Raw genomic sequence first — 24,004 nt, 5'->3', positions numbered from 1 at the left:
GCCAAAAAAAAAAACCCCCCCCCCCCCCCGCCGCCCCCCCCCCCCCCGCTCCTACAGGGGTTTATGTAATCTGTAGAAACAACAAAGCCGCCCGAAGGCGGCTTTGTCAGGTGCGGGCTGAAGCTTAGTGCTTCTCGCCAGCCAGCTTGTGCTCGAGGTAGTGAATGTTCACGCCCCCTTTGCAGAAGCCTTCGTCGCGGGTCAGATCACGGTGCAGCGGGATGTTGGTCTTGATCCCGTCTACCACGATTTCGTCCAGGGCATTGCGCATGCGGGCCATGGCTTCGTCGCGGGTGGCGCCGTAAGTGATCAGCTTGCCGATCAGCGAGTCGTAGTTCGGCGGAACTGCATAACCGCTGTACAGGTGCGAATCGACGCGAACGCCGTTGCCGCCTGGGGCGTGGAAATGCTTGACCGTGCCCGGGCTCGGCATGAAGGTTTTCGGGTCTTCAGCGTTGATCCGGCACTCCAGCGAGTGACCGCGGATAACCACGTCATCCTGAGTGAACGACAGTTTGTTGCCAGCGGCGATGCTGAGCATCTCCTTGACGATGTCGATACCGGTGACCATTTCCGAAACCGGGTGCTCCACCTGAACACGGGTGTTCATTTCGATGAAGTAGAAACGACCGTTCTCGTACAGGAACTCGAACGTGCCGGCGCCGCGGTAACCGATGTCGATGCACGCCTTGACGCAGCGAGCCAGAACTTCCTGGCGCGCCTGCTCGTCGATGCCCGGTGCCGGCGCTTCTTCGAGAACCTTCTGGTGACGGCGTTGCAGCGAGCAATCGCGGTCGCCCAGATGGATGGCGTGACCCTGGCCGTCGGACAGTACCTGAACTTCGACGTGACGCGGGTTGGTCAGGAATTTTTCCAGATAGACCATCGGGTTGCCGAACGCCGCGCCAGCTTCGGAGCGGGTCAGTTTCGCCGAGGCGATCAGGTCTTCTTCCTTGTGCACCACGCGCATGCCGCGACCACCACCGCCGCCAGCGGCCTTGATGATCACCGGGTAGCCGACTTCACGACCGATGCGCAGTGCCGTTTCTTCGTCTTCCGGCAGCGGGCCGTCGGAACCTGGAACGGTTGGCACGCCGGCTTCGATCATCGCGTGCTTGGCCGATACCTTGTCGCCCATCAGGCGAATGGTGTCGGCTTTCGGGCCGATGAAGGCGAAGCCGGAGTTCTCGACCTGCTCGGCGAAATCGGCGTTTTCCGCGAGGAAACCGTAGCCTGGGTGAATGGCGGTGGCGCCAGTCACTTCAGCGGCAGCGATGATGGCCGGGATGTGCAGGTAGGACTGAGCGGCAGAAGCCGGGCCGATGCAGACGGATTCGTCTGCCAGACCCAGGTGCATCAGCTCTTTGTCGGCCTTGGAGTAAACGGCGACGGTCTTGATGCCCATCTCTTTGCAGGCACGCAGAATCCGCAGGGCGATCTCACCGCGGTTAGCGATCAGAACTTTTTCCAACTTCGCAGTCATCAAAGGCTCTCCGCAGTTCAAACGATGGTGAACAGCGGTTGGTCGTACTCAACCGGCTGGCCGTCTTCGACGAGGATGGATTCGATCACACCGCTGGTTTCAGCTTCGATGTGGTTCATCATCTTCATGGCTTCGACGATGCACAGGGTGTCGCCTTTCTTCACGGTCTGGCCGACTTCAACGAAGGCTGGCGAGGTTGGCGAAGATTTACGGTAGAAGGTGCCTACCATTGGCGAGCGGGCCACGGTGCCGTTCAGTGCTGGAGCAGCAGCGGCAGCCGGAGCGGCAGCAGCCACTGGAGCGGCAGCGGCGGCAGGCGCAGCGGCCGGAGCCTGCATCGGCGCCGGAGCGTAGTACTGCTGAGCCGGGGTCTTGCTGTGACGGCTGATACGTACGGACTCTTCGCCTTCCTTGATCTCGAGCTCGTCGATGCCGGACTCTTCCAGCAATTCGATCAGTTTCTTAACTTTACGGATATCCATGAATCATCAACTCCCAAGGGTCGGTCAGGGGCGTTTAACGCTTGTGGTTCAAGCTGTTGCCTGTGTTTCAAGCTGCTCTAGTGCGGCCTCCAGGGCCAGTCGGTAACCGCTGGCGCCAAGGCCGCAGATCACTCCCACCGCTACATCGGAGAAGTAAGAGTGATGGCGGAAAGGTTCGCGCTTGTGCACGTTGGACAAATGCACTTCGATGAATGGGATGCTCACTCCCAGCAGCGCGTCACGTAATGCGACGCTTGTGTGCGTAAAAGCTGCTGGATTGATCAGAATGAAATCGACACCTTCGCCGCGAGCGGCATGGATACGGTCGATCAATTCGTACTCGGCGTTGCTTTGCAGGTGCAGCAGATGATGGCCGGCTTCACGGGCGCGGCGCTCCAGATCCTGATTGATCTGCGCCAGGGTCGTTGAACCGTAGGTGCCGGGTTCGCGGGTGCCGAGCAGGTTCAGGTTGGGGCCGTGCAGCACCAGTAGCGTTGCCATCTGCGTGTTCCTTGTTATGAATGAGCAGTCGTCAGAACCCGGCGACTATGCCGCAAAGACTTTGTGACTGTCCAGTTCTCTGCAATAGCCAGCACGATGACCGATGTTTACGCGAAATTTGTGACTGAGTAATTTGATCCGGTCATTTGTGGTGACTGCAATACCGCCTTCGCGAGCAAGCCCGCTCCCACAGGGGTACGCATTCCAATGTGGGAGCGGGCTTGCTCGCGAAGGCTATTTGTCAGACGCGGAAGGCTTGCACGGCGGTATGCAGTTGTCCGCCCAATACCAGCAGGTTCTCGCCCTGTTCGCGGCCTTCGCCGATGCGCAGCAGGTTATCCCCGCCCAATTGATGAATCCGCTCGCTGTGATCGCGGATCTCGCTGACCGCGCCGCTTTGCTGGGCGGTGATGTCGGCGATGCGGATCGCCGTGTCGGAAATGGTCTGGATCGCACCGACGATTTTATCCAGCGCGCCGTCCGCCGCCTGCGCCTGATTGGCCGTGGCTTCGGCGTGTTCGACCTGCGCGCGCATGCCTTCAACCGATTGTCGGGCGGCGGTTTGCAGGCCGGCGATCAGCGTCTGGATTTCCGCCGTCGCGCCGGCCGTGCGTTGCGCCAGTGAGCGCACTTCTTCGGCCACCACCGCAAAACCACGACCCATTTCCCCGGCACGCGCCGCTTCGATCGCTGCGTTCAAGGCCAGCAGGTTGGTCTGGTCGGCAATCGAACGGATCACCGTCAGCACGCCACCAATGGTCGCCGACTCTTCGGCCAGGTGCTCGATCATCTGCGCGTTGCCTTGCACCTCGCCGACCAGTGCGTGCAGCCCGGTGAGGCTCTGGCCGATCACGGTCTGTCCATGTTCGACCGCCAGCCCTGCATGGCGGCTGGCGTCCGCGGCCTGGCGCGCATCACCGGCCACTTGCTGGATGGTTGCCTCCAGTTCGCCGAGGGAGTCGCGGATCAACGCGGTATCGCCGGCCTGATGTTCGGCGCCGCTGTGCAGCTCGTTGCTCAGTTCGGCGAGGGTACGGCTGCTGCCGGCGACTTGTTCGGCATTGCCGCGAATCGTGCCGACCAGATCCACCAGGTAGGCGCGCAAGCGATTGAGCGACGCTTCGATGTCGTGCAGCTCGCGGTTGGTCTTGCCCAAATGAATGTCGTTGCTGAAGTCGCCCTCGGCCCAGGTCGACAGCGCCGGGGCGAGGTTGGTCAGGGTGCGGGCGAGGCGCCGCTGCAGGGTGTCGATCAGCAGGGCGATCAACAGAATCAGGCCGATCATCACGCCCTGCATCAGGCGCACTTCGCCCTGGATCTGCCCGTGCTGCGCGCGCACCACCGGTTCGAGGCCGGCGATGGCCTGCTGCACGGCGGCGATCTTCAGGTGGGTGGCGGTGCTCAGGTCGGTGCGTTTCTGGATCTGCTCGCGGGTGCGTTCCAGCTCCGCCGGATAGCGTCCGAGCAGGCTGTTGAGTTCACGCTTGAGGCTGACGCCAGCGTCTTCGGCGGCGGCTTTTTCGTTGCTTTCGATGCCCATCATGGCGGCAAAGTCATCGCTGCCGGATTCGTTCTTGGCGACCACGCCGAGCAGGGGCAGGGCATCGATCACCTGCGCCTGAGCGCGGATGTTGCTGACCTCGCGCTCGACGTCGGCGGCCAGTTCACTGCGGCCGCTGCTGACCAGTTTGTCGCGAGCCAGCGACAGCTTGCCCAGATGCTGCGAGGCGGTGAGCAGGGGTGTCAGGTACGTCGCGTTGCCATTGGCGTAGGTGCTCAGTTGATCAAGGCTGGCGCTCAGTTCACGTTCGGCCTGCAACAGCAGTGCCTGCGGATCACCGGCCAGTTTGCCGGCTGCGAGCAGGTCGGTTTTGCTGAATTCTTCGAGGCTCGACAGACTTGGCCGCAGGGTCTCGGCCAGTGCCGGTGGCAGTTCGCCGAGTTCCTTCTGCAAGCCGTCGATGGCCTGGCTGGCGCTGCTCAGGCGCAGGGCGTCGCCGCTGGCGAGGTAATCCTCGACATTGCGCGCCACATCATTCTGAAATTGCTGCGACAGGCCCAGGTAGCGCTCCATCAACAGGTACGGACGCTCCAGGGCTTTTTGCGACCACCACAGCGTCGCGCCGAGGGCCACGCAGACGGCGACCAGCAGCAGAGTGTTGAGATTGGTGAGCAACTTCAGGCGCATGACGGCTACCAACGGCAGAAATGGTAAGCGCCTGAATTTATTGCGGTTCTGTTACAGGGTTATGACCGAATCGGTGGATTCCGATGAAAAAGTGGCACTTTGCTTTGATCCGTACGCGGTCTGTACACGATTGCGTCCGGCACCTTTGGCGCGGTACAGCGCCTCGTCGGCCTGGCTGGCCATCATCAGGCTGTCGGAGTCCTCTTGCATTTCCACCACGCCGGCGCTGAAGGTGCACCACAAATCCTGCGGCTGCGCCGGATAGTGGATTTCGGCGAAGCGCTGGCGGATCTCGTCGAGCACTTTGTGCGCCGCTTCTATGTCGGTGTCGGGCATGACGATGGCGAATTCCTCGCCGCCGTAACGACCGATAAAGTCGGTCTTGCGCAGCCGTTGCTTGAGGAACAGCGCCAGGCTCTTGATCACCCGGTCGCCCATCGGGTGGCCGTGGCTGTCGTTGACCCGTTTGAAGTGGTCAATGTCGAGCATGGCAAAGCTCAGTGGCTTGTTCTCGCGGCGCGCGCGGAACGAGCAGTCTTCGAGCAATTGCAGGATGTGCGTGTGGTTGTACAGGCCGGTGAGGCTGTCCCGGACCATGCGTGCCTTGAGGTTGCGCGCACGGGCAGCGCGGTTGCGCACGGTGGTGATCAGGTGCCGTGGCTTGATCGGTTTGGTCAGGAAGTCGTCGCCGCCCTCGCTCATCGCGTCGAGCTGTTTATCCAGATCGTCCTCGGCGGACAAGTAGATGATCGGCACGCTGACGTAGCGGTCGTTATGGCGAATGACCTTGGCCAGTTCGGTGCCGGTGCAGGCCGGCATGTACATGTCGAGGATGATCAGATCCGGCTGGAAATCCGCCAGTTCGGCCATCGCCTGGATCGGTTCGATCAGCGTGCGAGTGACGATCCCGGCGCTGTTGAGCAGGCGCTCGGTGTGCAAGGCCTGGGCGCGGGAGTCGTCGATGATCAGCACTTTATAAGGTTCGTACTGGGCGACGCAGGTCAGGACTTCGATCTTCTCCAGCAGGCTCGACGCTTCGAGGGTGCCGGTGAGGAATTCCTGGCCGCCGGCGCGCACGGCGGCGAGGCGGGTCGGGGTGTCAGTTTCGTGCAGGCTGAAAAACAGCAGCGGCAGCGGTTCTTCCAGGCCGACCTGGGCTTCGGCGGCCAGTTGCAGGCCGACGCCAGCGCCGCTGAAGTCAACGTCCATGACGATCGCAGCCGGCAAGCGCTCGACCATCGAGGAGCGAAACGCCGCCACACTGTCCAGCGCCTGCGCGGTGAGGCCGAAAAATTCCAGCTGCTTGGCCAGCCGCTCGGCGCGGTCGTGATCCTGCAACATCACGTAGATCGGTTTGCGCAGCGGCGGCAGGAAGGTCTGGTCGAGTTGATCGCCATGGCGCAGACCGGTGCGCGACAGGCGCTGCATCAAGCGATTGAGATCGGTGATCAGGCCACTGCTCAGGCGGCCGCGATTGGCGTCCACCGCTTCCAGCGACTGGCCGATATGACGCGCGAGTTGCGTGTGCTCAGGCTGCTCGAAACGCTCGGCAAAACGCAGCAGGCGCAGATTGGCCTCGCTCAGTTCGGCGAGGTCGGCAGTGGACCACTCACTGCGTTGCAGGCGCTGCCATATCTCAAGAATCTGACGTGCCTGATGAATTACCCGCTGGGCAAAGTGGTGCTTGAGGCGCTCACGGCTGGGGTCTTCTGGCTCGGTCATATCCTGACTACTAGTTAGGGTGCATGCTGAGATCGACTGGTGGCTCTATGCTAGCACCTCTTTTCCCTTACATCAGTGTCGTGCGTCAATAATCTGCGATGCGACACAATTCAGTTTCTGACTGGCGGGTTTCAAAACGGACCTGCTCGTCGGGCAAGTCCCCGAATGCCGGGGGTATGAGGTGGCCGGCGGGATCATTCACATGACTTTCCGCTGCGGCTGACATAAAGCTCTTGAATGGTTTTTGCGTGCTTGAAAAACCGTTCGGCGAAGGATTTTTGCCGGTGCGGTATCAGGTATTCCCCTAGACTCTGACGGATGCTTCGTCCGCGCCGCGGATTTGCTGCTTATCTTTACGGGCGGGTGCCGGCCTTGGCACGTTGTTGTATGGTTGTGGTCGAACCGTTGAACCCAAGTGATTGAAAGGATATCGCCATGCTGGACTGGAAGAACCGCGCGGGCAGCGCGCCTGAACGTGCCGCCGAGCCCAAGTCGGCCACCCGCAGCTATTTCGGCGGCCTGTTGTTCAGCCGTGCGCTGGCCACACTGGTCGGCATTTACCTGTTGGTGACCATCGCCCTGGGCATTTACTGGAGCGAGGAGCCGGCGCTGTTCCCGGTGGCGCAGAACGCTCAGATTGCGGCCGAAAAAGAAGGCAAGCAGATGGTCGTCGGCTACACCACGGTCGAAACCCTGAAAACCGTTGCCGGTACTTTGCTGAACAAGCCGGGCGGTTACATCGCCAATGACCGTTTCCCGCCGGGCCTGTGGATGGACAACATGCCGAGCTGGGAATACGGCGTGCTGGTGCAGGTACGTGACTTGACCCGTGCCCTGCGCAAGGACTTCGCCCGCTCGCAATCGCAGTCGGCCGAAGACGCCGATCTGGCCAAGGCCGAGCCGCGTTTCAACTTCGACAACAAGAGCTGGATCCTGCCGTCGAGCGAGTCGGAATATCAGGAAGGCATCAATTCCCTGAGCCGCTATCAGGCACGTCTGTCCGATCCTTCGCAGAAAAACGCGCTGTTCTATGCTCGCGCCGACAACCTGAACAACTGGCTGGGCGATGTCGGTACGCGTCTCGGTTCGTTGTCGCAACGACTGTCGGCCAGTGTCGGTCGGGTCAAGCTCAATACCGCGCTGAAGACTGAAGTCGTGGCGCCGGGGCAGGTGCCACAGGTCGATGAGGAAGTTGTGGAAACTCCCTGGATGCAGATCGACAACGTGTTCTACGAAGCTCGCGGTCAGGCCTGGGCCCTGTCGCACCTGTTGCGCGCTATCGAGGTGGACTTCGCCGATGTGCTGGCCAAGAAGAACGCCACGGTCAGCGTGCGTCAGATCATTCGTGAACTGGAGGCCTCGCAGCAGACAGTCTGGAGTCCGATGATCCTCAATGGCAGCGGTTTCGGGATTCTGGCCAACCACTCGCTGGTGATGGCCAACTACATTTCCCGGGCCAACGCAGCGGTGATCGATTTGCGTCAACTGCTCAATCAGGGCTGAGTCATGGTCGAGAGCGCCAAAGAGGCGGCCCACCGCGCCGCCTCCGATGCCGAACAGATCGCCTGGGTCGACGAGCAGGACAACCTGCTCGGCGCCTTGGTGCGGGCCGATTTGCGTGAACGCGGGCTGATCGGTCGCGGCACCTACATCATGCTGTTCAATAGCGCCGGTGAGCTTTGCGTGCATCGGCGCACCTTGAGCAAGGCGATCTATCCCGGTTACTGGGATGTTGCGGCCGGCGGTATGGTGCAGGCCGATGAAACCTACGCCGAATCCGCAGCCCGGGAGCTGGAAGAGGAGTTGGGTGTGAGCGGGGTGGAATTGACCGCCCACGATCATTTCTTCTTCGAAGACACCGGCAACCGTCTGTGGTGTTCGGCATTTTCCGCGGTGTGGGACGGCCCGCTGAAACTGCAGCCTGAAGAAGTGCTGGAAGCACGCTTCATTCCGGTCGAACAGGTGATGCGCGAAATCGAGCAAAAGCCTTACTGTCCGGACTCTCTGGCCGCGTTGAAGCGCTATCTGAAGGCTCAGCAAAGCGACGTCGCAAAGAACTCATAAATTGGCGCCGATTGGCTCTTAGCAATTGCGCTTTTTGCCGTTACACTGCGCGACCTTTTCAAGCTGCACCGACCTGCTTTTGTTGAAGCGCACGGTGCAGTAGCGCTGCCCCTGCCTGAGTGGGGCTTCGCGGTCGATAACCTTGCCCAAGGTTGCGATCAGTCTTTGTCCTCCCAAGAGGATTGCCGGTGGCCAAAAAAGCCGCATCCTTCGCCGCCCTTGGTGGCCTGGTATTTTCCACCGACGCAGGTCGTCATTGCCCGGAATGCAGTAAGCCGGTGGACGCCTGTATCTGCAAACAAACCGTGATCCCGGCCGGGGACGGCATTGCCCGCGTGCGTCGCGAGAGCAAGGGCCGTGGCGGCAAGACGGTGACCACCATTACCGGCGTGCCATTGGCCGAAGACGCCCTCAAGGAGCTGGCGACAACGTTGAAGAAACGTTGCGGCACCGGTGGGGCGTTGAAGGACGGGATCATCGAAATCCAGGGCGATCATGTCGAGCTACTCTTGGCTGAACTGATCAAGCTCGGTTTCAAGGCGAAGAAGTCCGGCGGCTAGCAGCCTCTGTGAAAACCACCTGCGGCTTGATCCGGCTCTGAAATGCTCAGCGCCGGCGTCGTCTCCATGGTTTTCACAGAGCCTGTTCATACCGGTTTCTAAACTACACGCGGTCAGCGCGGTCTACCGCCGCGCTGACGAATCGTCATTTTCATTCTTTAGACTGCGCCGGCCTGCGATCAGGCGACGCACTATGACTTCTTTATAGGGGACTTCGATGTCCGTACGACGCACACGTAAAGACGATGGCAGCCAATGGACAGTTGCGGACAGCCGCAGCGTTTACGGGATTCGCCATTGGGGGGCCGGGTATTTCGCGATCAATGACGCCGGTCGCGTCGAAGTTCGTCCGAACGGCCCGAGCAGTTCGCCTATCGACCTGTTCGAACAAGTCGACCAACTGCGCAAGAGCGGCTTGTCCCTGCCGTTGCTGGTACGTTTCCCCGACATCCTGCAAGACCGTGTCCGTCAGCTGACCGGTGCTTTCGACTCGAACATCGAGCGCCTGGAATACCAGAGCAAGTACACCGCGCTCTACCCGATCAAGGTCAACCAGCAAGAAGCGGTGATCGAGAACATCATCGCCACCCAGAACGTTTCCATCGGTCTGGAAGCCGGCTCCAAGCCTGAGCTGCTGGCGGTGCTGGCGCTGGCGCCGAAGGGCGGCACCATCGTCTGCAACGGTTACAAGGACCGCGAGTTCATCCGTCTGGCGCTGATGGGCCAGAAGCTCGGCCACAACGTGTTCATCGTGATCGAGAAAGAATCCGAAGTCGGCCTGGTGATCGAAGAAGCCGCCTCGCTGAAGGTCAAGCCACAGGTCGGTCTGCGCGTGCGCCTGTCGTCGCTGGCGTCCTCGAAGTGGGCGGACACCGGTGGCGAGAAATCCAAATTCGGTCTGTCGGCGGCGCAACTGCTGTCGGTGGTCGAGCGCTTCCGCGCTGCCGGCCTCGATCAGGGCATTCGCCTGCTGCACTTCCACATGGGTTCGCAGATCGCCAACCTGGCTGACTACCAGCACGGTTTCAAGGAAGCGATCCGTTACTACGGCGAGCTGCGCAACCTTGGCCTGCCGGTCGATCACATCGACGTCGGCGGTGGTCTGGGTGTCGACTACGACGGTACTCACTCGCGCAACGCCAGTTCGATCAACTACGACATGGACGACTACGCCGGTGTCGTGGTCGGCATGCTCAAGGAATTCTGCGACGCGCAGAGCCTGCCGCATCCGCACATCTTCTCCGAAAGCGGCCGCTCGCTGACCGCCCACCACGCGATGCTGGTGGTGCAGGTGACCGACGTCGAGAAACACAACGACGAAATCCCGCTGATCGAAAACAAGGAAAACCTGCCGGAAACCGTGCAGTGGCTGGTGGACCTGCTCGGCCCGACCGACATCGAGATGGTCACCGAGACTTACTGGCGCGCCACGCACTACATGAGCGACGTGGCTTCGCAGTACGCTGACGGCAAACTGACCCTGGCGGAAAAAGCCCTGGCCGAGCAGTGCTACTTCGCTGTGTGCCGGCGCCTGCACAACTCGCTGAAGGCGCGTCAGCGTTCGCACCGTCAGGTGCTCGACGAACTCAACGACAAGCTGGCCGACAAGTACATCTGCAATTTCTCGGTGTTCCAGAGCCTGCCGGACACCTGGGCGATCGATCAGGTGCTGCCGATCATCCCGTTGCATCGTCTGGACGAAGAGCCGCTGCGTCGCGCTGTGCTGCAAGACTTGACCTGCGATTCCGACGGCAAGATCAACCAGTACGTCGACGAGCAGAGCATCGAGACCAGCCTGCCAGTGCACGGTCTGAACGAAGGTGAAGACTACCTGCTGGGCGTGTTCCTGGTCGGCGCCTATCAGGAAATTCTCGGCGACATGCACAACCTGTTCGGTGACACCGACTCGGTGAACATCTACCAGAACGCCGATGGCAGCGTGTACCACGCCGGCATCGAGACCCACGACACCATCGAAGACATGCTGCGTTATGTGCACTTGTCGCCGGAAGAACTGATGACCCACTACCGCGACAAGTGCGCCAGTGCCCGTATCAGTGCCAGCGAGCGCACGCAGTTCCTCGATGCCTTGCGTCTGGGTCTGACCCGCTCCTCCTACCTGTCTTCCTGAGTCAGGTCTGTTGCACCGGGTTGTCTGAAATTTTTCCGCAAACTGCGGAAAATTCGGATGACCCGGTGGGACATCTCCCAAATTCCCCGCGAAAAGACTGCATGACATCGCCCGTGAAGTCATCCGGTCTGCTTTTCGCGTAGGTCATTTCCTAAGTTGTACTTCAGCTCTCTACTCGGCCATGGCTCTCGGCGAGAATCCCCGGCCGTCCCTCCTGTAGAGATCCGCCCATGTTCGAATCAGTCAACGAGCCGTCGTTTCGTCTCGATGTAGCGGGGCTGCCCGACCCCTTCGAGGTGCTGGCCTTTACCGGGAGTGAGGGCATCAGCGAACCCTTCGTTTTTGCAATCGATCTGTTGATCGATGATCCGCAACTGGACCTTGCCGGTCTGCTTTTCCGCTCGGCGTTCCTGCAGTTCGGCCCCCTGCACAATGGCTTGAGCGGACAATTGCAGAGTCTTGTCCAGCACGAGCACGCTGAGGGTTGCCGCTTGTGTCGGGTGACGCTGGGGCCGAAGCTGAGTTGCCTGGCGCTACGGTTCAGCCAGCGGATTTTCAGCAGCCAGTGCGTGCCGCAGATCCTCGCTCAGGTGCTCAAGGAGCACGGGATCATCGGTGGGCAACGACGCTTTGATTTGCACTGCGATTACCCGGTGCGCACTTTTTGTACCCAGTACTGCGAATCGGATCTGCAGTTTGTGCAACGCCTGTGCGCGCAGGCCGGGATTCATTACTACTTCGAGCACCGGCCCGACGGGCACTGTGTGGTTTTCGCCGATGATCCTGCGCGCTTGCCCGTGGCGGGTGTGGCGTCTGTGGACACGGGCGCGAGTGCGGCGACGGTAAGACGCTGGCAGATAGAGATGAATGCGCCGGATGCGGGCGCGCATCCCGCCCGGATCGGCAAAGCTTACGGCCACAGCGATCTGCCGACCTTGCGCAGCGCGCAGTGGCTGGCGCTGACCGAACATCCGTTTACCGAGTGCAACCGCCGCTGGTTGCTGAGCCGGATCGAGCATCGTGCTGACCCCGCCAGCGAGCCCTCTTACAGCAATCGGATCGTTGCCGCCGCCCAGGCGCCACTCCCCCCGCTGGCGAGCACTTGTACCCGACCGCGGATGCACAGCCTGCAACGTGCCTGGGTGGTGACGGTCGATGAACCACAACCTGACGACCTGCGACCGGTGGCCGTGCAGTTTGACTGGCTTTACCAGGGCGAAGGCGCTGCCGCCAGCCACTGTTGGCTGCCGCTGGCGGCGGCGTTGAGCGACACGTCGCTGGCATCGTTGCGTGAAGGGGTCGAAGTGGTGGTGAGTTTTCATGAGGGCGATCCGGATCAACCGGTGATCAGTGGTGTGCTGCAGGAACCGGCGGTGATCGAAGACGTCGACGAGTCATTGGCGCTGCCGGACGTGCTGGCGAGTGCGGGTCTGGCGCAATGGCTCCAGTCCGCCGAACCGCTGTTGCTGTTGTGCCTGTTGCCCGGCGGCGGCAGTTACAACCACTGCACGGCGTCGATCTGCAGTTGCCGACTGGTCGCGTCGCTGGATCAGGGCGGCGCCACTTGAGCGGCGTCGGGTTTGCCCAGCAGGCACAGTGGCTGTTGCTCGACGGCACCGACGCGCAGCAGGCGTTGGCGACACTGCGTCAGGGGTTCGCCGGAGTACGTTGCACGCGGCTGCTCGAGGGCACCGAGTTTCAAGTGGTGAGCGAGTACGGGCCGCTGCTGGTCGAGTTGCACGAGAGTCCGGCACTGGCTGCGCTGTGTCACCGCGATCCGCAGACCTGGCGCGGTCTGCTGCTGGCCAGCGATGCTTCGCAGCAGACACTTCTGAACCACCTGCGCCGGATGCTCAGCGTTTCGTTCGGGCTCAACCACCGTGCCTTGCTCGGTTACTACAACCGGCAGACAGCGAGTTATTTCTTCGATGCCTGTGATGCCGCCGACTTGAGCCGCTGGCTCGGGCCGATCCGGCTGATGCGCTGGTTCGGTGGCACCTGGGCCGACCTCGCCATCGGCAGTCAGGGCTGGCAGCAACTGCGCAATCCGCAGTGGGCGGTCGAGCCGTTGGGGATCGACGAAAGCCTTACCCATCGTCAGCGCGAACGTTTGCAAAGTTGCCTGTTGGAACACCACATCTGGCGCTGGTGCCAATCACTCGGAACCGACTACACGCGGATGGCCTCCCATGTGCAGGAGGGGCTGACGCTGGGTTTCAGTGACCGAACCGTGCTGGATGGCTGGTTGTGGCTACGCTTGCAGCATCCCCGAGCGGGATTGCCAGGCGTGCCGGACGGGCTGACCCAGCAGGAACGGCTCGACCATGTGCGGCGACAGTGGCAGAACGATCAATCTTGAGGTGCGACACCATGACAAATCCTCTGTGGCAGCGGTTCGGCGCAGTCCTCGGCGGGTTTCTGCTGCTGGTGCTGACGGGATGTTCCCCGGTCAAGGTGCTCAATGCACTGACCCCCGACGACACGTTCCACAAAACCGCCGGGATTGCCTATGGCGATGATCCTCGACAGAAACTCGACGTCTACGTGCCGCGCCAGCTGCTGGAGGACGCGCCGGTGGTGGTGTTCTTCTACGGCGGCAGCTGGAACAGCGGTGAGCGTGGCGATTACGCGTTTGTCGGCGAGGCGCTGGCGTCGCGGGGAATTGTCGCGGTGCTGGCGGATTATCGGCTGTACCCGCAAGTGCGCTATCCGCTGTTTCTTGAAGACTCGGCGCGGGCGGTGGCCTGGACTCGCGCGCATATCCGCGAGTTCTCCGGCAACCCACAACGCCTGTATCTGATGGGCCACAGTTCCGGCGCCTACAACGCCGCGATGCTGGCGCTGGACCCTGGCCTGCTCGGTGCAGTGGGCATGTCGTCGAAAGACCTCAGCGGCTGGATCGGCCTGGCCGGGCCGTATGACTTTTTGCCGATCAACAATACCGACGTGCGCCCGGTGTTTTTCTGGCCGGACTCACCGCCGCAATCGCAGCCGATCAACCACGTCAGGGCGGGCGAGCCTCCGGCACTGCTGATCGCCGCGACCAAGGACAATCTGGTCAACCCGATGCGCAACACCGCCGGCCTCGCGAAAAAACTGCGTGAGGCCGGCGTGCCGGTGCAGGATCTGTATTACTCGCGCCCCAATCATGTGACGCTGGTGGCAACCCTGTCGCGGCCGCTGCGGCGGCTGGCGCCGGTACTCGATCAGGTCGTGGCGTTCGTCAAACACACGCCGACTCAGTGAGTGGCGCCGCTGAACCAGCCGTCGTTGCGCCGCAGCCACAGGGCGAAGGCGCCGAGGGTCAGGCTGCGCAAGACCATGAACAGCAGGAACGTTATCCACAGCCCATGATTGCCCAGCCCTTGCAGGGCCCAGGCGAATGGCAGCAGCAGGGCGATGGTCAGCAGCATGCCGTTGCGCATTTCCCGGGCACGGGTGGCGCCGATGAACAGACCGTCGAGCAGGTAGCTCCAGACCGCAATCAGCGGCAACACCGCCAGATACGGCAGGTAGATGAACGCGGTGTCGCGCACGCTCTGGATGTCGGTCTGCATCTCGATGAACAAGTGCCCGCCCAACAGAAACAGCGCGGCGAAACCGAGGCTGGCCAGCAGCGACCAGCCGCCGGCCACCACCAGCGAGCGGCGCAGGGCGAGCCGGTCGCGGGCGCCGATGGCGTGGCCGCACAAGGCTTCGACCGCATGGGCCAAGCCGTCCAGCGCATGCGCGGTCAACAGCAGGCCATTGAGCAGCAAGGCATTCGCCGCCACTGTGGCATCGCCCAATCGCGCGCCTTGCACGGTGATCAGGAAAAACACCGATTGCAGCGCCAGGCTGCGAATGAAAATGTCACGGTTGACCGCCAGCAGCGGGCGCCAGCTCTGCCACACCTTCAGCGCTGCCCAGGCGATGTGCCCGGGATAGGCGCGCAATGCGCCACGGGTCAGCCACAGGCCGAGCAGGGCGCCGCTCCACTCGGCGATCACCGAGGCCCGGGCCGAGCCGACCACCCCCCATTCCAGCCCTATCACGAACCACAGGTTGAGAGCGATGTTGATCAGGTTGGTGGTCAGCAGAATCGCCAGTGGCGCCCGTGCATTCTGGGTGCCGAGAAACCAGCCGACCAGGGCGTAACTGGCCAGCGCTGCCGGCAAGCCGAATAGCCGGGTGTGGAAGAACTCGCGGGTCAGTTGATCGAGTTCTGCCGATGGCTGCATGAAATGCAGGGCCACGCCGCTCAACGGCACGCCGAGAGCGCCGAGCACGATCGCCAGTCCCAGCGCCAGCAGCAAACCCTGCAACAGAATCTGCCGTAACGCCGCGCCATCGCTGCGCCCGGCCGCCTGAGCGGCAAACCCGGTGGTGCCCATGCGCAGAAAACCCATGGCCCAGGCAAGAAAAGTGTAGAGGCTGGCACCGACTGCCACCGCGCCCAACTGATGAGCGTGGGGCAGGTGGCCGATGACGGTGCTGTCGACCAGCGCCACCAGCGGTACGGAAATATTCGAAAGAATCATCGGCGCAGCGAGCGCCCAGACCTTGCGGTGAGTCGGGCGGTCGCGCCAGTCGGCAATCAGGTTGGACATGCGGGCTCCTTGGGGGAGCGGGGATTGTAGCGATTCATGCGATCAATTGTGGGAGCGGGCTTGCTCGCGAAGGCAGTGTGTCAGTCAAAACAGCTTTTACTGATCTGACGCTTTCGCGAGCAAGCCCGCTCCCACAGGGGAAGAGAGGTGTCAGTGGATAATCCAGCTCAACAACCACAACCCCAGCAGCAACCAGATGATCCCGGCAATGATCGACGCATTCATGAACGCGCGAATCGCCGACCACAGCAGCATCAAGCCGACAATCAGCGCGAGGATGCTGATGATCGAGGTGTCCATGCCCAAGGTCTTGGCCAGACCGTCGACAAAGTTGCCGCCGGCATGGCTCAGCACATTGAACAGGCCACTGAGGCCATCAACGATAAAGCGGATGACCGAACCGAGCGCCTGGCCGAGCCATTCGAAAAAGCTTTCTACCTGCATGTGTGCATCCTGATGAAAGAGCTGAGCCTTGGGCCACAACGCAGGTGGCCGAGTTCCCTGCAACTATAGAGGGTTTGCCTCAATCCTGTGTGGGAGCGACGCGTGCCCCTTGCCTTCGTTTGGCATCCCCCCGAAGCTATACGCCTTCAGGAGAACCCGATGAACCTTGTTGAACTGACCGAACGCCTGCACGCCATTCGCGACCGCAATGACTGGCGGCAATTTCACAGCCCGAAAAACCTCGCCATGGCTGCCAGCGTGGAAATGTCCGAGCTGGTGGAGATCTTCCAGTGGCTGACTGAAGACCAGTCGCGCCAGTTGCCGGCGGACAAACTGGCGCATGCCGGGCAGGAAGTCGGCGACATCGTCTTGTATCTGTTGCTGCTGTGCAGCGAGTTGGGGCTGGACATGAATGAAGTGGTGCGCAACAAGCTCGCCGACAGCGAACGGCGGTTCAGCTGATGAGCGACCGGCATTTCGATCAGTTGGCGACCCGTTTCGCCGAAAAAATCTATGGCGGTGCCAAAGGTGCGATTCGCCTCGCAGTATTGCAGGCCGATCTTGCCGAAGCGTTGCCGGATCGACCGTTGCGCGTGCTGGACATCGGCGGCGGTCTGGGCCACATGTCGCTGTGGTTGGCCGAGCGCGGCCATCAGGTGACCTTTACCGAACCGGCTGAGCCGATGCTTGAGGGCGCCCGTCAGCGCTTCGCCGAAGCCGGGCAGAGCGCAACGTTCATTCAGGCGCCGTGGCAGGAGCTGCTCGGTCAGCTCACCGAGCCCTACGATCTGGTGATCTGCCACGCGGTGCTCGAATGGCTGGCCGAACCGCATGCGATCCTGCCGGTGCTGCATCAACTGACCAAGCCCGGTGGCTGGTTGTCACTGGCGTTCTATAACCGCGATGCGCTGATCTACCGCAACCTGCTCAAAGGCCATTTCAAGAAAATGCGCAAGAACACCCTGGCCGGGGAAAAGCAGAGTCTGACCCCGCAACAGCCGCTCGATCCACGAGAATTGGCAACGCAACTCGAAGGGTTGTGGCAGGTCGAAAGCCAGAGCGGGATCCGGGTTTTCCACGACTACATGCCGGTGGAATTCCAGGCTCGCGCCGAACTGGTGGATTTGCTGGAGATGGAGCTCGCTCACCGTCGCCACCCAAGCTTCGCCGGGCTTGGGCGTTACTTGCACTGGATCTGCCGGCCGATCTGATCGGAGCACCACATGAAAGCTCAATCCGGGTTATTGCTGATCTGTCTGGGGTTGGCTGCCTGCCAGGGCAGCAACCCGTACGTAGCGCAATCGCGGCCCTTGCCACCGGCGCCGCCTCAAGCCGCCAACACCTTTGATCGCAGCGCCTATCCGGCGCCGCCGCGTGATTACGGGCGCTATCGCAGCTGGGCCTGGCTCAACGGCCAGTTGCCGCCGGGCACGGCCTGGGCCGATTCGGCGCAAGTGGCCGAAGCGGTGAGCAATGCACTGGATCAGCGCGGGTTGCGGCCGTTGCACGACAACCGTCCGGCCGACCTGCTGGTCAGCGCCAGTCTGCGTCTGGAAACCCGCTTGCGTCAGGTGCAGGACGATTACGGTTACGGTGGATACAGTGGCTATGATCGCTACGGGCGCGGTTACGGCATGTACAACAGCGTGCCGATTGTTCGCACTTATCAGGAGCAGGTCGTGGTGGTGCAGGTCAATCTGTTCGACGCAGTCACCGGTCAACCGGTGTGGAGCGCCAGCGGCGAGACCGCCAATCAGGGCAGCCAGCTCGAACGCACCGATGCGATTCGCGAGGCTGTGGAAAAAGCCATGTCGGCCTATCCTCCGAGCTAGTCTGTATGTGAGAACGCATCGCAGGTTTATGCCTTCAACCGGAGAAAACCCATGTTCCGCCGTCTCGCTTTACTGGCCATGGCCGCACTGCTCAGCGCCTGCGCTGCCAACCAGGTCAATCACGACTTCGATGCCAGCCGCGACTTTGCCGCCTATCGCAGCTGGAACTGGAAAGAACCCGCGCTGCAATACCGCCCCGATGATCCACGGATCAAGAGCGACCTGACCGAACAACGCATTCGCCAAGCCGTCAGTGATCAGCTCGACCAGCGTGGTTTGCGTCCTGCGGCAGCGGGCACCAAGGGTGACCTGAGCGTGCAAGCCTATCTGATCGTCGAGGATCGCCAGCAGCAAGTCACCACCAACTACGGCGGCGGTTGGGGCGGCCCGTGGAACGGATACTGGGGCGCACCGATGTACAACGAAACCCGCAACATCACCTACAAAGTGGCGACCATCCAGATCGACCTGCTCGACGGCAAGGACGGCAAACTGGTGTGGCGCGGCAGCGACGAGCAGATGCTCAGCAGCACGCCGAACCCTGAGGATCGCAGCAAAGCGATTCGCGAGACAGTCAGTCGTATCCTGGCCAACTATCCACCGCGCTAAGACGTCGAGACTGACCAGCTCCCACAGTGGTTTTATGGCGCACGAAATGGCGCGCTGCGACTAGCGCCGTCTACACTCAACTGCACCCATGGAGGCAGCGCCCGGCACAGGGCCGGCAAAGGAGTGCGCGATGTCGCCCCGTTCGCAATTCAACAGCCCGGCGCGGCAACGCGGGGCTATCGGGCTGATGGCGGCAGTCACCCTCAGCCTGGCAGTGGTATTGATGTTGCTCGTGGTCGATACCGGCCGGTTGTACATGGAACAACGCAAGCTGCAGCGGGTGGTGGATAACGCCGCGCTGGAAGCGGTCAGTCGCGGTGGCACCTGTCTGCCCGGTCTGACGGCCGCGACCTACGCCGGACAAAGCGCCGTGCGTAACGGCTACACCGTCGATGCCAGCGACACCCTTGTTACCACTTGCGGCACGCTGGTGACCGCCGCCACAGGCTTGCGCACCTTCACGGTAGACGCCACTCAAGCCGCTGCCGTGAAAGTCGCCGCCAGCCGCACCGTCATCACCAGCATTGCCGGCGGCGTGCAGGCGTTGTTCAGCGGGACGCCGGTGAGCCTCAACACGACGCTCAATGCCTCTGCCGTCGCCGCGAAGCCACAGCCGACCGTCGCGCAATTGAACATCCGCAGTACGCTGGCGAGCATCAACACGGCTCAGTCGAACATTCTCAATCCGCTGTTTTCATCGCTGCTCGGCGGTAACGTCAACTTGACCGCGCTGGGCTGGAACGGTTTGCTCAATACCAACGTCAACCTGCTCAGTTACCTCAATCAACTGGCGATCAATCTCAACGTGGCCGCCGGCAATTACACCCAGTTGCTCAACACCCAGGCTACCGTCACGCAGCTGATTCAAGCCGCCGCCACCGTGGTGCAACTCAACGGCGCGACCGCCGACGTGATCACCGCACTGGGCCAGCTGCAAATCGCCGCGATCAATGCCGCGCCGGTCAAGCTCGGCGACATCCTGCAACTGCAGACCGGTACCACTGCGGCGGGGCTGGATGCCAACCTGCAATTGCTGCAACTGGTGCAGGCCGTGGTGCAACTGGCCAACAGCAACAGCGCGGTGTCCGCCACGGTGCCGATCAGCGTACTGGGGCTGGCGAACGTCACGGTGCGAGTCAAAGTCATCGAGCCGCCGCAGTTCTCCGCGATCGGTGATCCGGCGCTGGCCAAGGCCAACCCGACGGGACCGAACCGGATTTATGTGCGCACGGCGCAGATTCGCACGATGCTGTCGGTGAATCTGCCGGTGCTGTCCGGGGTGACCGGTCTGGTCAATGCGGTACTGGGGCTGGTCGGAACTTTGACCCCGACCCTGAATGCTCTGCTGAGCCTCAACCTGGTAGCGACTCTCAATTCGGTCGGCTGTCTGCTAGGTGCCGGTTGCCAACAACTCGACCCGCTGCTATTGCCGTCCCCGGAAATCGATATCGCCCTGGATGCCGGTGGTGCCATCAGCTACGTCACTGATTACAGCTGCCCGACGGGTACCACGGGCACCAAGAGCCTGACTGCGCACACCATCACCTCGATTGCCGATCTGAAGGTTGGCAAGATTGACCCGACCAATGCCTTTTCGTCGTCCGCGGAACCCACCGTTACGCCGCTGCCTCTTGTGGATCTGGGCACCGTGACCTGCCACAAGATTCTCGGGATCGGCAGCTGCGACGAGAGCACGCATGTGCAATACGGGGCCGGCGGGATTGCGATCATGGTCAACACCAGCGTGGCTCAGAATACTCAGGACCTGGTGTTTTCCAGCGCGACCCCATTCGCGACGCCGCCCAACCTGAAGCTGCCCCCCAGTGTGATTTCCGCTGCGCCATCGAGCAACATCGTCAACAGCCTGGCCAGCACGCTGGCGGGGATCAATCTGATTGTTTATCAACCTTTGGGCAGCAACCCCCTGGGCGCCATCGTTACAGGTGTGGCCAGTCTGATCAGCAGCGTTACCACCATTCTTCAGCCATTGATTACCAACCTGCTCAGCCCTCTGCTCGACCCCTTGCTGAACAATCTGCTCAATAGCCTGGGCATCAATCTGATGGACGTCGATGTGGGCGCCAACATGACCTGCGGCCAGACCGGCAAAGCCTATCTGGTGATCTAGGCGTCCGGCGCCAGTGGCAGCTCGATGCAGAAGCGTGCGCCTTCCACCGAGTTGCGCACGCTCAAATGGCCGCCCATGTTCTCGATGATGCCGTAGCTGACCGACAGACCCAGCCCGGTGCCGACGCCCACCGGTTTGGTGGTGAAGAACGGTTCGAAAATCCGTTCCAGCAGCCGTGGATCAATGCCACCGCCGTTGTCCTCGACCCACAGCCGTACCTTCTGATCATCACGTTCGGCGTAGATCGAGATCCACGGCTTGAACGTCGAATCCTTCTCGCGTTTGCTCAGCAACGCATCGCGGGCATTGACCATCAGATTGATCAACACCTGCTCCAGTTGATCGACAAACCCGCGCACCTGCACCACAAACGCGGTTTCGCTGATCCGCAGATCCACGCCTTTGCCGCGCATGCCTTCGGCCAGCAGCGACAGCGTGCCCTCGATGGCCGAGGCCGGGTTGAACAGTTGCTGTTCGATCTCCGAACGGCGGCCGAACACGCGCATGTGATCCACCACTTTCGCCGCGCGTTCGACCTGCGCATCGATACGATTGAGCTTGTCGGTGAGGTAATCAATCTGCACATCGCCATTGCCCAGGCGCTTGAGCACGTTGACGATGGCCATGCGCATCACGTTCAGCGGCTGATTGATTTCGTGCGCCAGTCCCGTGGCCATTTCGCCGAGGGTGGCCATTTTTGCGCTTTGTGTCAGTTGCTGCTGCGAGCGACGCACTTCGGTGTTGTCGCGGCCCACTGCCTGTACCTCGATCAACTGCCCGTGTTCGTCGAACACACCGCGATCCGACCACACCCACCATGCATGTTCGCGCCCCGGCAGTTGCAGGCTGATTTCCGCGGTGCTCACTGGCAGGTCCGGGGTCAACAGGGACACGCGATGCTTGAACGCGCTACGTTGCTCGTCGGACATCCAGCCGCCCAGATCGACCCCCGGCAAGTCCTGCGGGGTGCATTCCAGATAATTCGCCAGTGGCCGGTTGCCGAAGGTCAGGGTCAGATCAGGTCGATACCGGCAGATCATTGCCGGTGAGTCTTCCACCAGAATCCGATAGCGCTCTTCGCTTTGTCTCACTTGTTCGGCGGCTTGCGTCGCCTCGGTGACGTCCAGCCACAAGCCGACGGCTTCGACCGGCAGGCCGAGATCGTTGCGCAGCAATCTGGCCTCATCGAGCAGCCAGTGATAAACCCCGCGACTGTCGCGCAACCGATAACGCGTACTCACCGAGCCCTCGCGCAGCAGTTGGCGGGTGCGCTGGAAATACCCGTCGCGATCTTCGGGGTGAATCATTTCGACCAGTGCGCTGGCGCTGCAATCGGCCAGGCTCCAACCCAACAACGGTTGCAGGCTGGCGCTGAAAAAGGCCGGCACCAAAGCCCCCTCGAGGTAGTGCTGCACGTAAATCACCGCCGGAGAACTGGCGATCAGGTTGTCCAGCCGTGCGTGCGCCGCGGCGGCGAGTTGCTGCTGGTTCTTGATGTCGCTGATGTCGAGCATGAAACCGATCAGCCGGCGCTGTTCGCCGTTACCGCTGGTCTGACCCTGCAGGCGATACCACGTCGAGGTTTGCCCGGCCTCCGGTCGGTTGAGGCGTACACACAGCGTCAGCGGCTCGCCCTGTTGCTGCAAGGCCTGCAGACGACTGCGCACCTCATCGCGGTCGGCGGGATGAAGCTGCGCCAGCCAGTCTTCGACTGCCAGCCGCGAGTTGCTCAACTGCAGGGCGCTGGTCAGTGAGGGGGCCAACTGGATCTCGCTGCCGTCAGCCTGAATTTCCCACCAGCCGGTGCCGAGCAGCGTCTGCAAGGATTCCAGGCGCTCCAGTTGCAGGTGATGTTGCTGCTCACGCAAACGCCCGAGCAACGGGCCGGCGAGGGCACTGGTCAAGGCCATCCAGTCCCGGTCCTTGAGGTACGGCGCGGCCGAATCCACCGCAAAAAAACCGCACAGCAGCCAGGCCACCACGCCGCGTTCATCACTGTAGGGCACGGCCAACCCTTCGCCATTGCCGAACACGGCTTGCACCCGCGCATGTTCGTCAAGGCCATGCTGCGCACCGATCCGCTGCGGCGCGCTGCCGCTCAGGCTGTCCAGTGACGTGCCCAGACGCTGGCCGTCCTCCCAGAGTGTGGGCGCATCGTAGGCGCTGAACTGACGATAGATCTGCCAGCCTTGTGTCTGCTCGTCGAGCAGCGCCAGACCGAGGCAGGGGATATGCCAGCGCTGGGCGATCAGTTGCAGTTGTTCGCTGACGACCTGCGGCAGGCGACTCAGGCCGCAGATGCGCACCTGCTCGCTGATTTGTCCGCCGATCAACTGGCTGGCTTCGCGATGACGGGACTGCTGGCGTTCGAGCAACAGGTCGGCGATGTCCAGCAGTTGCATCAGCCAGCCGTTGCCCGACGGCTGCACCCAGCCGCGCAGGTGCAGAATCTGATCGCCGAGACCGGGGAAATCCAGATCGAACATTTGCCCCTGCCAATCTGCCGGGCGGCCGTGGATCGCCAGTGTGCTGTGTGGCAGCAGGCAGGCACGCAACGGTAACGGCGGCTCATGCGGGGGTTGTTGCGCGAGCAGGTGGCGCAGCGGGCCGGCCATTTGCAGCACGCCGCCGTCGTCGTCCAGATACACATGCAGGCCGACCGGCGGCGTCCCGAGCAGGTTGGGCAGGTCGAGGGCGGCGGTCGGTGCGCGCTTGAGCAAACGCCCGAAGAGATTGTCGCCGGCCGTCAAAATTGCAGGCTCGAAATGGCGGTCAGATTGGGCGGCAGGTTCGGCACCGTGCCTATCCCCGGCAGTACCAGAAAGGGGATGACCTGATTCAGCTTGCTGACCGGGTATTTCACCGAGACGGTCAGCGTGCCATTGGGCCCATAGGCACTGCCGGTGTTATAGACCGCATTGGTATCGACTCCGATTACCAGATTGAAGGCCGGCGGCACCCAGGACAATTGCTGGGTGAGCGCGGCGTTTGCGGTGTTCACCACCACCGTTGAATAGTTGGGAGTGTTCGGATCGACCTGTACGCTGCGGCGGATCGCCTCGGATGTGGCTTCGTTGAACGATTGCATCATCACGAATGGCAGGCTGTAGCTGACCAGACCGTAAAACACCGCAAAAAAGATCACGAATACCAAGGCGAACTCAATCGCCACCGCGCCTTTTTGCGACTTGCGAAAGCCGGTTTTCATGAGTGCGTCTACCCTGACAGTCACTGCGTAGTATCAGCATAGAATCATTCAGCCAAAACGGAC

20 protein-coding genes and 1 pseudogene are annotated in these 24,004 nt (G+C 61.8%); 12 read left to right on the top strand and 9 right to left on the bottom strand.

From position 1 onward, the window contains the following. Nucleotides 1-124: 124 nt before the first annotated feature. The 5 genes and pseudogenes from accC to gcbA all read right to left on the bottom strand — a co-directional run bounded on the left by accC (nucleotide 125) and on the right by gcbA (nucleotide 6,376). Nucleotides 125-1,483 carry an acetyl-CoA carboxylase biotin carboxylase subunit gene (accC, locus tag NTD85_RS26540; RefSeq protein WP_045122275.1) on the bottom strand — a complete coding sequence of 453 codons (1,359 nt, stop codon included), beginning with the start codon at nucleotides 1,481-1,483 and terminating at the stop codon, nucleotides 125-127. Between the two features lie 17 nt (nucleotides 1,484-1,500). Next, nucleotides 1,501-1,965, bottom strand: a complete 465-nt coding sequence (gene accB, locus NTD85_RS26535) for an acetyl-CoA carboxylase biotin carboxyl carrier protein (RefSeq protein WP_024164417.1) — start codon at nucleotides 1,963-1,965, stop codon at nucleotides 1,501-1,503. 48 nt (nucleotides 1,966-2,013) lie between these two features. Then, the gene (gene aroQ, locus NTD85_RS26530) at nucleotides 2,014-2,466 is read right to left on the bottom strand and encodes a type II 3-dehydroquinate dehydratase (RefSeq protein WP_003221283.1); all 453 of its coding nucleotides are present in this window, start codon (nucleotides 2,464-2,466) and stop codon (nucleotides 2,014-2,016) included. Between the two features lie 241 nt (nucleotides 2,467-2,707). After that, a pseudogene (locus NTD85_RS27870) lies at nucleotides 2,708-3,214 on the bottom strand (methyl-accepting chemotaxis protein); the annotation flags it as partial. Nucleotides 3,215-4,705: 1,491 nt separating this feature from the next. After that, nucleotides 4,706-6,376: a diguanylate cyclase GcbA gene (gene gcbA / locus NTD85_RS26520; protein ID WP_103520860.1), complete on the bottom strand. Its 1,671-nt coding sequence runs from the start codon at nucleotides 6,374-6,376 to the stop codon at nucleotides 4,706-4,708. A 435-nt stretch (nucleotides 6,377-6,811) separates the two neighbouring features. Between gcbA and NTD85_RS26515 the strand changes: the two genes are divergently transcribed. From NTD85_RS26515 to NTD85_RS26485, 7 genes are all read left to right on the top strand, one after another. Next, entirely contained in the window at nucleotides 6,812-7,879 is a 1,068-nt protein-coding gene (locus tag NTD85_RS26515; protein WP_003221286.1) for a DUF2333 family protein, read from the top strand. Between the two features lie 3 nt (nucleotides 7,880-7,882). Next, nucleotides 7,883-8,440: an NUDIX hydrolase gene (locus tag NTD85_RS26510; RefSeq protein ID WP_003221287.1), complete on the top strand. Its 558-nt coding sequence runs from the start codon at nucleotides 7,883-7,885 to the stop codon at nucleotides 8,438-8,440. Between the two features lie 188 nt (nucleotides 8,441-8,628). Continuing rightward, nucleotides 8,629-9,000: a translation initiation factor Sui1 gene (locus NTD85_RS26505; protein ID WP_003221288.1), complete on the top strand. Its 372-nt coding sequence runs from the start codon at nucleotides 8,629-8,631 to the stop codon at nucleotides 8,998-9,000. Between the two features lie 217 nt (nucleotides 9,001-9,217). Further along, nucleotides 9,218-11,131 carry an arginine decarboxylase gene (gene speA, locus NTD85_RS26500; protein WP_003221289.1) on the top strand — a complete coding sequence of 638 codons (1,914 nt, stop codon included), beginning with the start codon at nucleotides 9,218-9,220 and terminating at the stop codon, nucleotides 11,129-11,131. A gap of 230 nt (nucleotides 11,132-11,361) precedes the next feature. Continuing rightward, entirely contained in the window at nucleotides 11,362-12,699 is a 1,338-nt protein-coding gene (locus NTD85_RS26495) for a type VI secretion system Vgr family protein (protein WP_262143636.1), read from the top strand. After that, a complete protein-coding gene (locus NTD85_RS26490; RefSeq protein ID WP_262143635.1) occupies nucleotides 12,696-13,490 on the top strand; it encodes a DUF4123 domain-containing protein in 795 nt (264 codons plus the stop codon). The genes NTD85_RS26495 and NTD85_RS26490 overlap by 4 nt, the downstream gene beginning before the upstream one ends. Nucleotides 13,491-13,501: 11 nt before the next feature. Continuing rightward, on the top strand, nucleotides 13,502-14,377 hold the full coding sequence (locus tag NTD85_RS26485; protein ID WP_262143634.1) for an alpha/beta hydrolase: 876 nt from the start codon (nucleotides 13,502-13,504) through the stop codon (nucleotides 14,375-14,377). Here the strand turns inward: NTD85_RS26485 and NTD85_RS26480 are convergent. After that, nucleotides 14,371-15,720 (bottom strand): MATE family efflux transporter, encoded by a 1,350-nt coding sequence (locus tag NTD85_RS26480; RefSeq protein WP_103520864.1) that lies wholly within the window; start codon nucleotides 15,718-15,720, stop codon nucleotides 14,371-14,373. The two genes, NTD85_RS26485 and NTD85_RS26480, sit on opposite strands and share 7 nt — an antisense overlap. A 150-nt stretch (nucleotides 15,721-15,870) precedes the next feature. Beyond that, complete coding sequence (locus NTD85_RS26475) at nucleotides 15,871-16,164, bottom strand: hypothetical protein (protein WP_003221294.1); 294 nt, start codon at nucleotides 16,162-16,164, stop codon at nucleotides 15,871-15,873. A 159-nt stretch (nucleotides 16,165-16,323) separates the two neighbouring features. Here NTD85_RS26475 and NTD85_RS26470 point away from each other — a divergent pair, with 159 nt between their 5' ends. The 5 genes from NTD85_RS26470 (at nucleotide 16,324) to NTD85_RS26450 (ending at nucleotide 20,733) form a co-directional block, all read left to right on the top strand. Beyond that, the gene (locus NTD85_RS26470) at nucleotides 16,324-16,626 is read left to right on the top strand and encodes a MazG-like family protein (protein ID WP_103520865.1); all 303 of its coding nucleotides are present in this window, start codon (nucleotides 16,324-16,326) and stop codon (nucleotides 16,624-16,626) included. Then, nucleotides 16,626-17,375 (top strand): methyltransferase, encoded by a 750-nt coding sequence (locus NTD85_RS26465; RefSeq protein ID WP_003221296.1) that lies wholly within the window; start codon nucleotides 16,626-16,628, stop codon nucleotides 17,373-17,375. Before NTD85_RS26470 ends, NTD85_RS26465 begins: the two co-directional genes overlap by 1 nt. Nucleotides 17,376-17,387: 12 nt before the next feature. Then, nucleotides 17,388-17,996 carry a DUF4136 domain-containing protein gene (locus NTD85_RS26460; protein WP_262143633.1) on the top strand — a complete coding sequence of 203 codons (609 nt, stop codon included), beginning with the start codon at nucleotides 17,388-17,390 and terminating at the stop codon, nucleotides 17,994-17,996. A 51-nt stretch (nucleotides 17,997-18,047) separates the two neighbouring features. Beyond that, a complete protein-coding gene (locus NTD85_RS26455; RefSeq protein ID WP_003221298.1) occupies nucleotides 18,048-18,605 on the top strand; it encodes a DUF4136 domain-containing protein in 558 nt (185 codons plus the stop codon). A 130-nt stretch (nucleotides 18,606-18,735) separates the two neighbouring features. Further along, nucleotides 18,736-20,733, top strand: a complete 1,998-nt coding sequence (locus NTD85_RS26450) for a pilus assembly protein TadG-related protein (protein ID WP_262143632.1) — start codon at nucleotides 18,736-18,738, stop codon at nucleotides 20,731-20,733. Here the strand turns inward: NTD85_RS26450 and NTD85_RS26445 are convergent. Together NTD85_RS26445 and NTD85_RS26440 are read right to left on the bottom strand one after the other, a co-directional pair. After that, nucleotides 20,730-23,483 (bottom strand): PAS domain-containing sensor histidine kinase, encoded by a 2,754-nt coding sequence (locus tag NTD85_RS26445; protein WP_262143631.1) that lies wholly within the window; start codon nucleotides 23,481-23,483, stop codon nucleotides 20,730-20,732. The two genes, NTD85_RS26450 and NTD85_RS26445, sit on opposite strands and share 4 nt — an antisense overlap. Next, entirely contained in the window at nucleotides 23,480-23,941 is a 462-nt protein-coding gene (locus tag NTD85_RS26440) for a TadE/TadG family type IV pilus assembly protein (RefSeq protein WP_003221302.1), read from the bottom strand. Before NTD85_RS26440 ends, NTD85_RS26445 begins: the two co-directional genes overlap by 4 nt. Nucleotides 23,942-24,004: the final 63 nt, after the last annotated feature.

This window comes from Pseudomonas sp. 13B_3.2_Bac1 (assembly GCF_025466205.1).
Lineage (GTDB): Bacteria > Pseudomonadota > Gammaproteobacteria > Pseudomonadales > Pseudomonadaceae > Aquipseudomonas > Aquipseudomonas fluorescens_H.
This window is presented reverse-complemented; position numbering and strand designations above follow the sequence as displayed.

Excerpts from the sequence above, each read along its gene's own strand:
- NTD85_RS26470 (WP_103520865.1), top strand. The coding sequence starts at position 16,324 with ATGAACCTTGTTGAACTGACCGAACGCCTGCACGCCATTCGCGACCGC.
- aroQ (WP_003221283.1), bottom strand. The coding sequence starts at position 2,466 with ATGGCAACGCTACTGGTGCTGCACGGCCCCAACCTGAACCTGCTCGGC.
- accC (WP_045122275.1), bottom strand. The coding sequence starts at position 1,483 with ATGACTGCGAAGTTGGAAAAAGTTCTGATCGCTAACCGCGGTGAGATC.
- NTD85_RS26455 (WP_003221298.1), top strand. The coding sequence starts at position 18,048 with ATGTTCCGCCGTCTCGCTTTACTGGCCATGGCCGCACTGCTCAGCGCC.
- speA (WP_003221289.1), top strand. The coding sequence starts at position 9,218 with ATGTCCGTACGACGCACACGTAAAGACGATGGCAGCCAATGGACAGTT.
- gcbA (WP_103520860.1), bottom strand. The coding sequence starts at position 6,376 with ATGACCGAGCCAGAAGACCCCAGCCGTGAGCGCCTCAAGCACCACTTT.
- NTD85_RS26480 (WP_103520864.1), bottom strand. The coding sequence starts at position 15,720 with ATGTCCAACCTGATTGCCGACTGGCGCGACCGCCCGACTCACCGCAAG.
- NTD85_RS26515 (WP_003221286.1), top strand. The coding sequence starts at position 6,812 with ATGCTGGACTGGAAGAACCGCGCGGGCAGCGCGCCTGAACGTGCCGCC.
- NTD85_RS26495 (WP_262143636.1), top strand. The coding sequence starts at position 11,362 with ATGTTCGAATCAGTCAACGAGCCGTCGTTTCGTCTCGATGTAGCGGGG.
- NTD85_RS26440 (WP_003221302.1), bottom strand. The coding sequence starts at position 23,941 with ATGAAAACCGGCTTTCGCAAGTCGCAAAAAGGCGCGGTGGCGATTGAG.
- NTD85_RS26510 (WP_003221287.1), top strand. The coding sequence starts at position 7,883 with ATGGTCGAGAGCGCCAAAGAGGCGGCCCACCGCGCCGCCTCCGATGCC.
- NTD85_RS26460 (WP_262143633.1), top strand. The coding sequence starts at position 17,388 with ATGAAAGCTCAATCCGGGTTATTGCTGATCTGTCTGGGGTTGGCTGCC.
- NTD85_RS26485 (WP_262143634.1), top strand. The coding sequence starts at position 13,502 with ATGACAAATCCTCTGTGGCAGCGGTTCGGCGCAGTCCTCGGCGGGTTT.
- accB (WP_024164417.1), bottom strand. The coding sequence starts at position 1,965 with ATGGATATCCGTAAAGTTAAGAAACTGATCGAATTGCTGGAAGAGTCC.
- NTD85_RS26465 (WP_003221296.1), top strand. The coding sequence starts at position 16,626 with ATGAGCGACCGGCATTTCGATCAGTTGGCGACCCGTTTCGCCGAAAAA.
- NTD85_RS26450 (WP_262143632.1), top strand. The coding sequence starts at position 18,736 with ATGTCGCCCCGTTCGCAATTCAACAGCCCGGCGCGGCAACGCGGGGCT.
- NTD85_RS26475 (WP_003221294.1), bottom strand. The coding sequence starts at position 16,164 with ATGCAGGTAGAAAGCTTTTTCGAATGGCTCGGCCAGGCGCTCGGTTCG.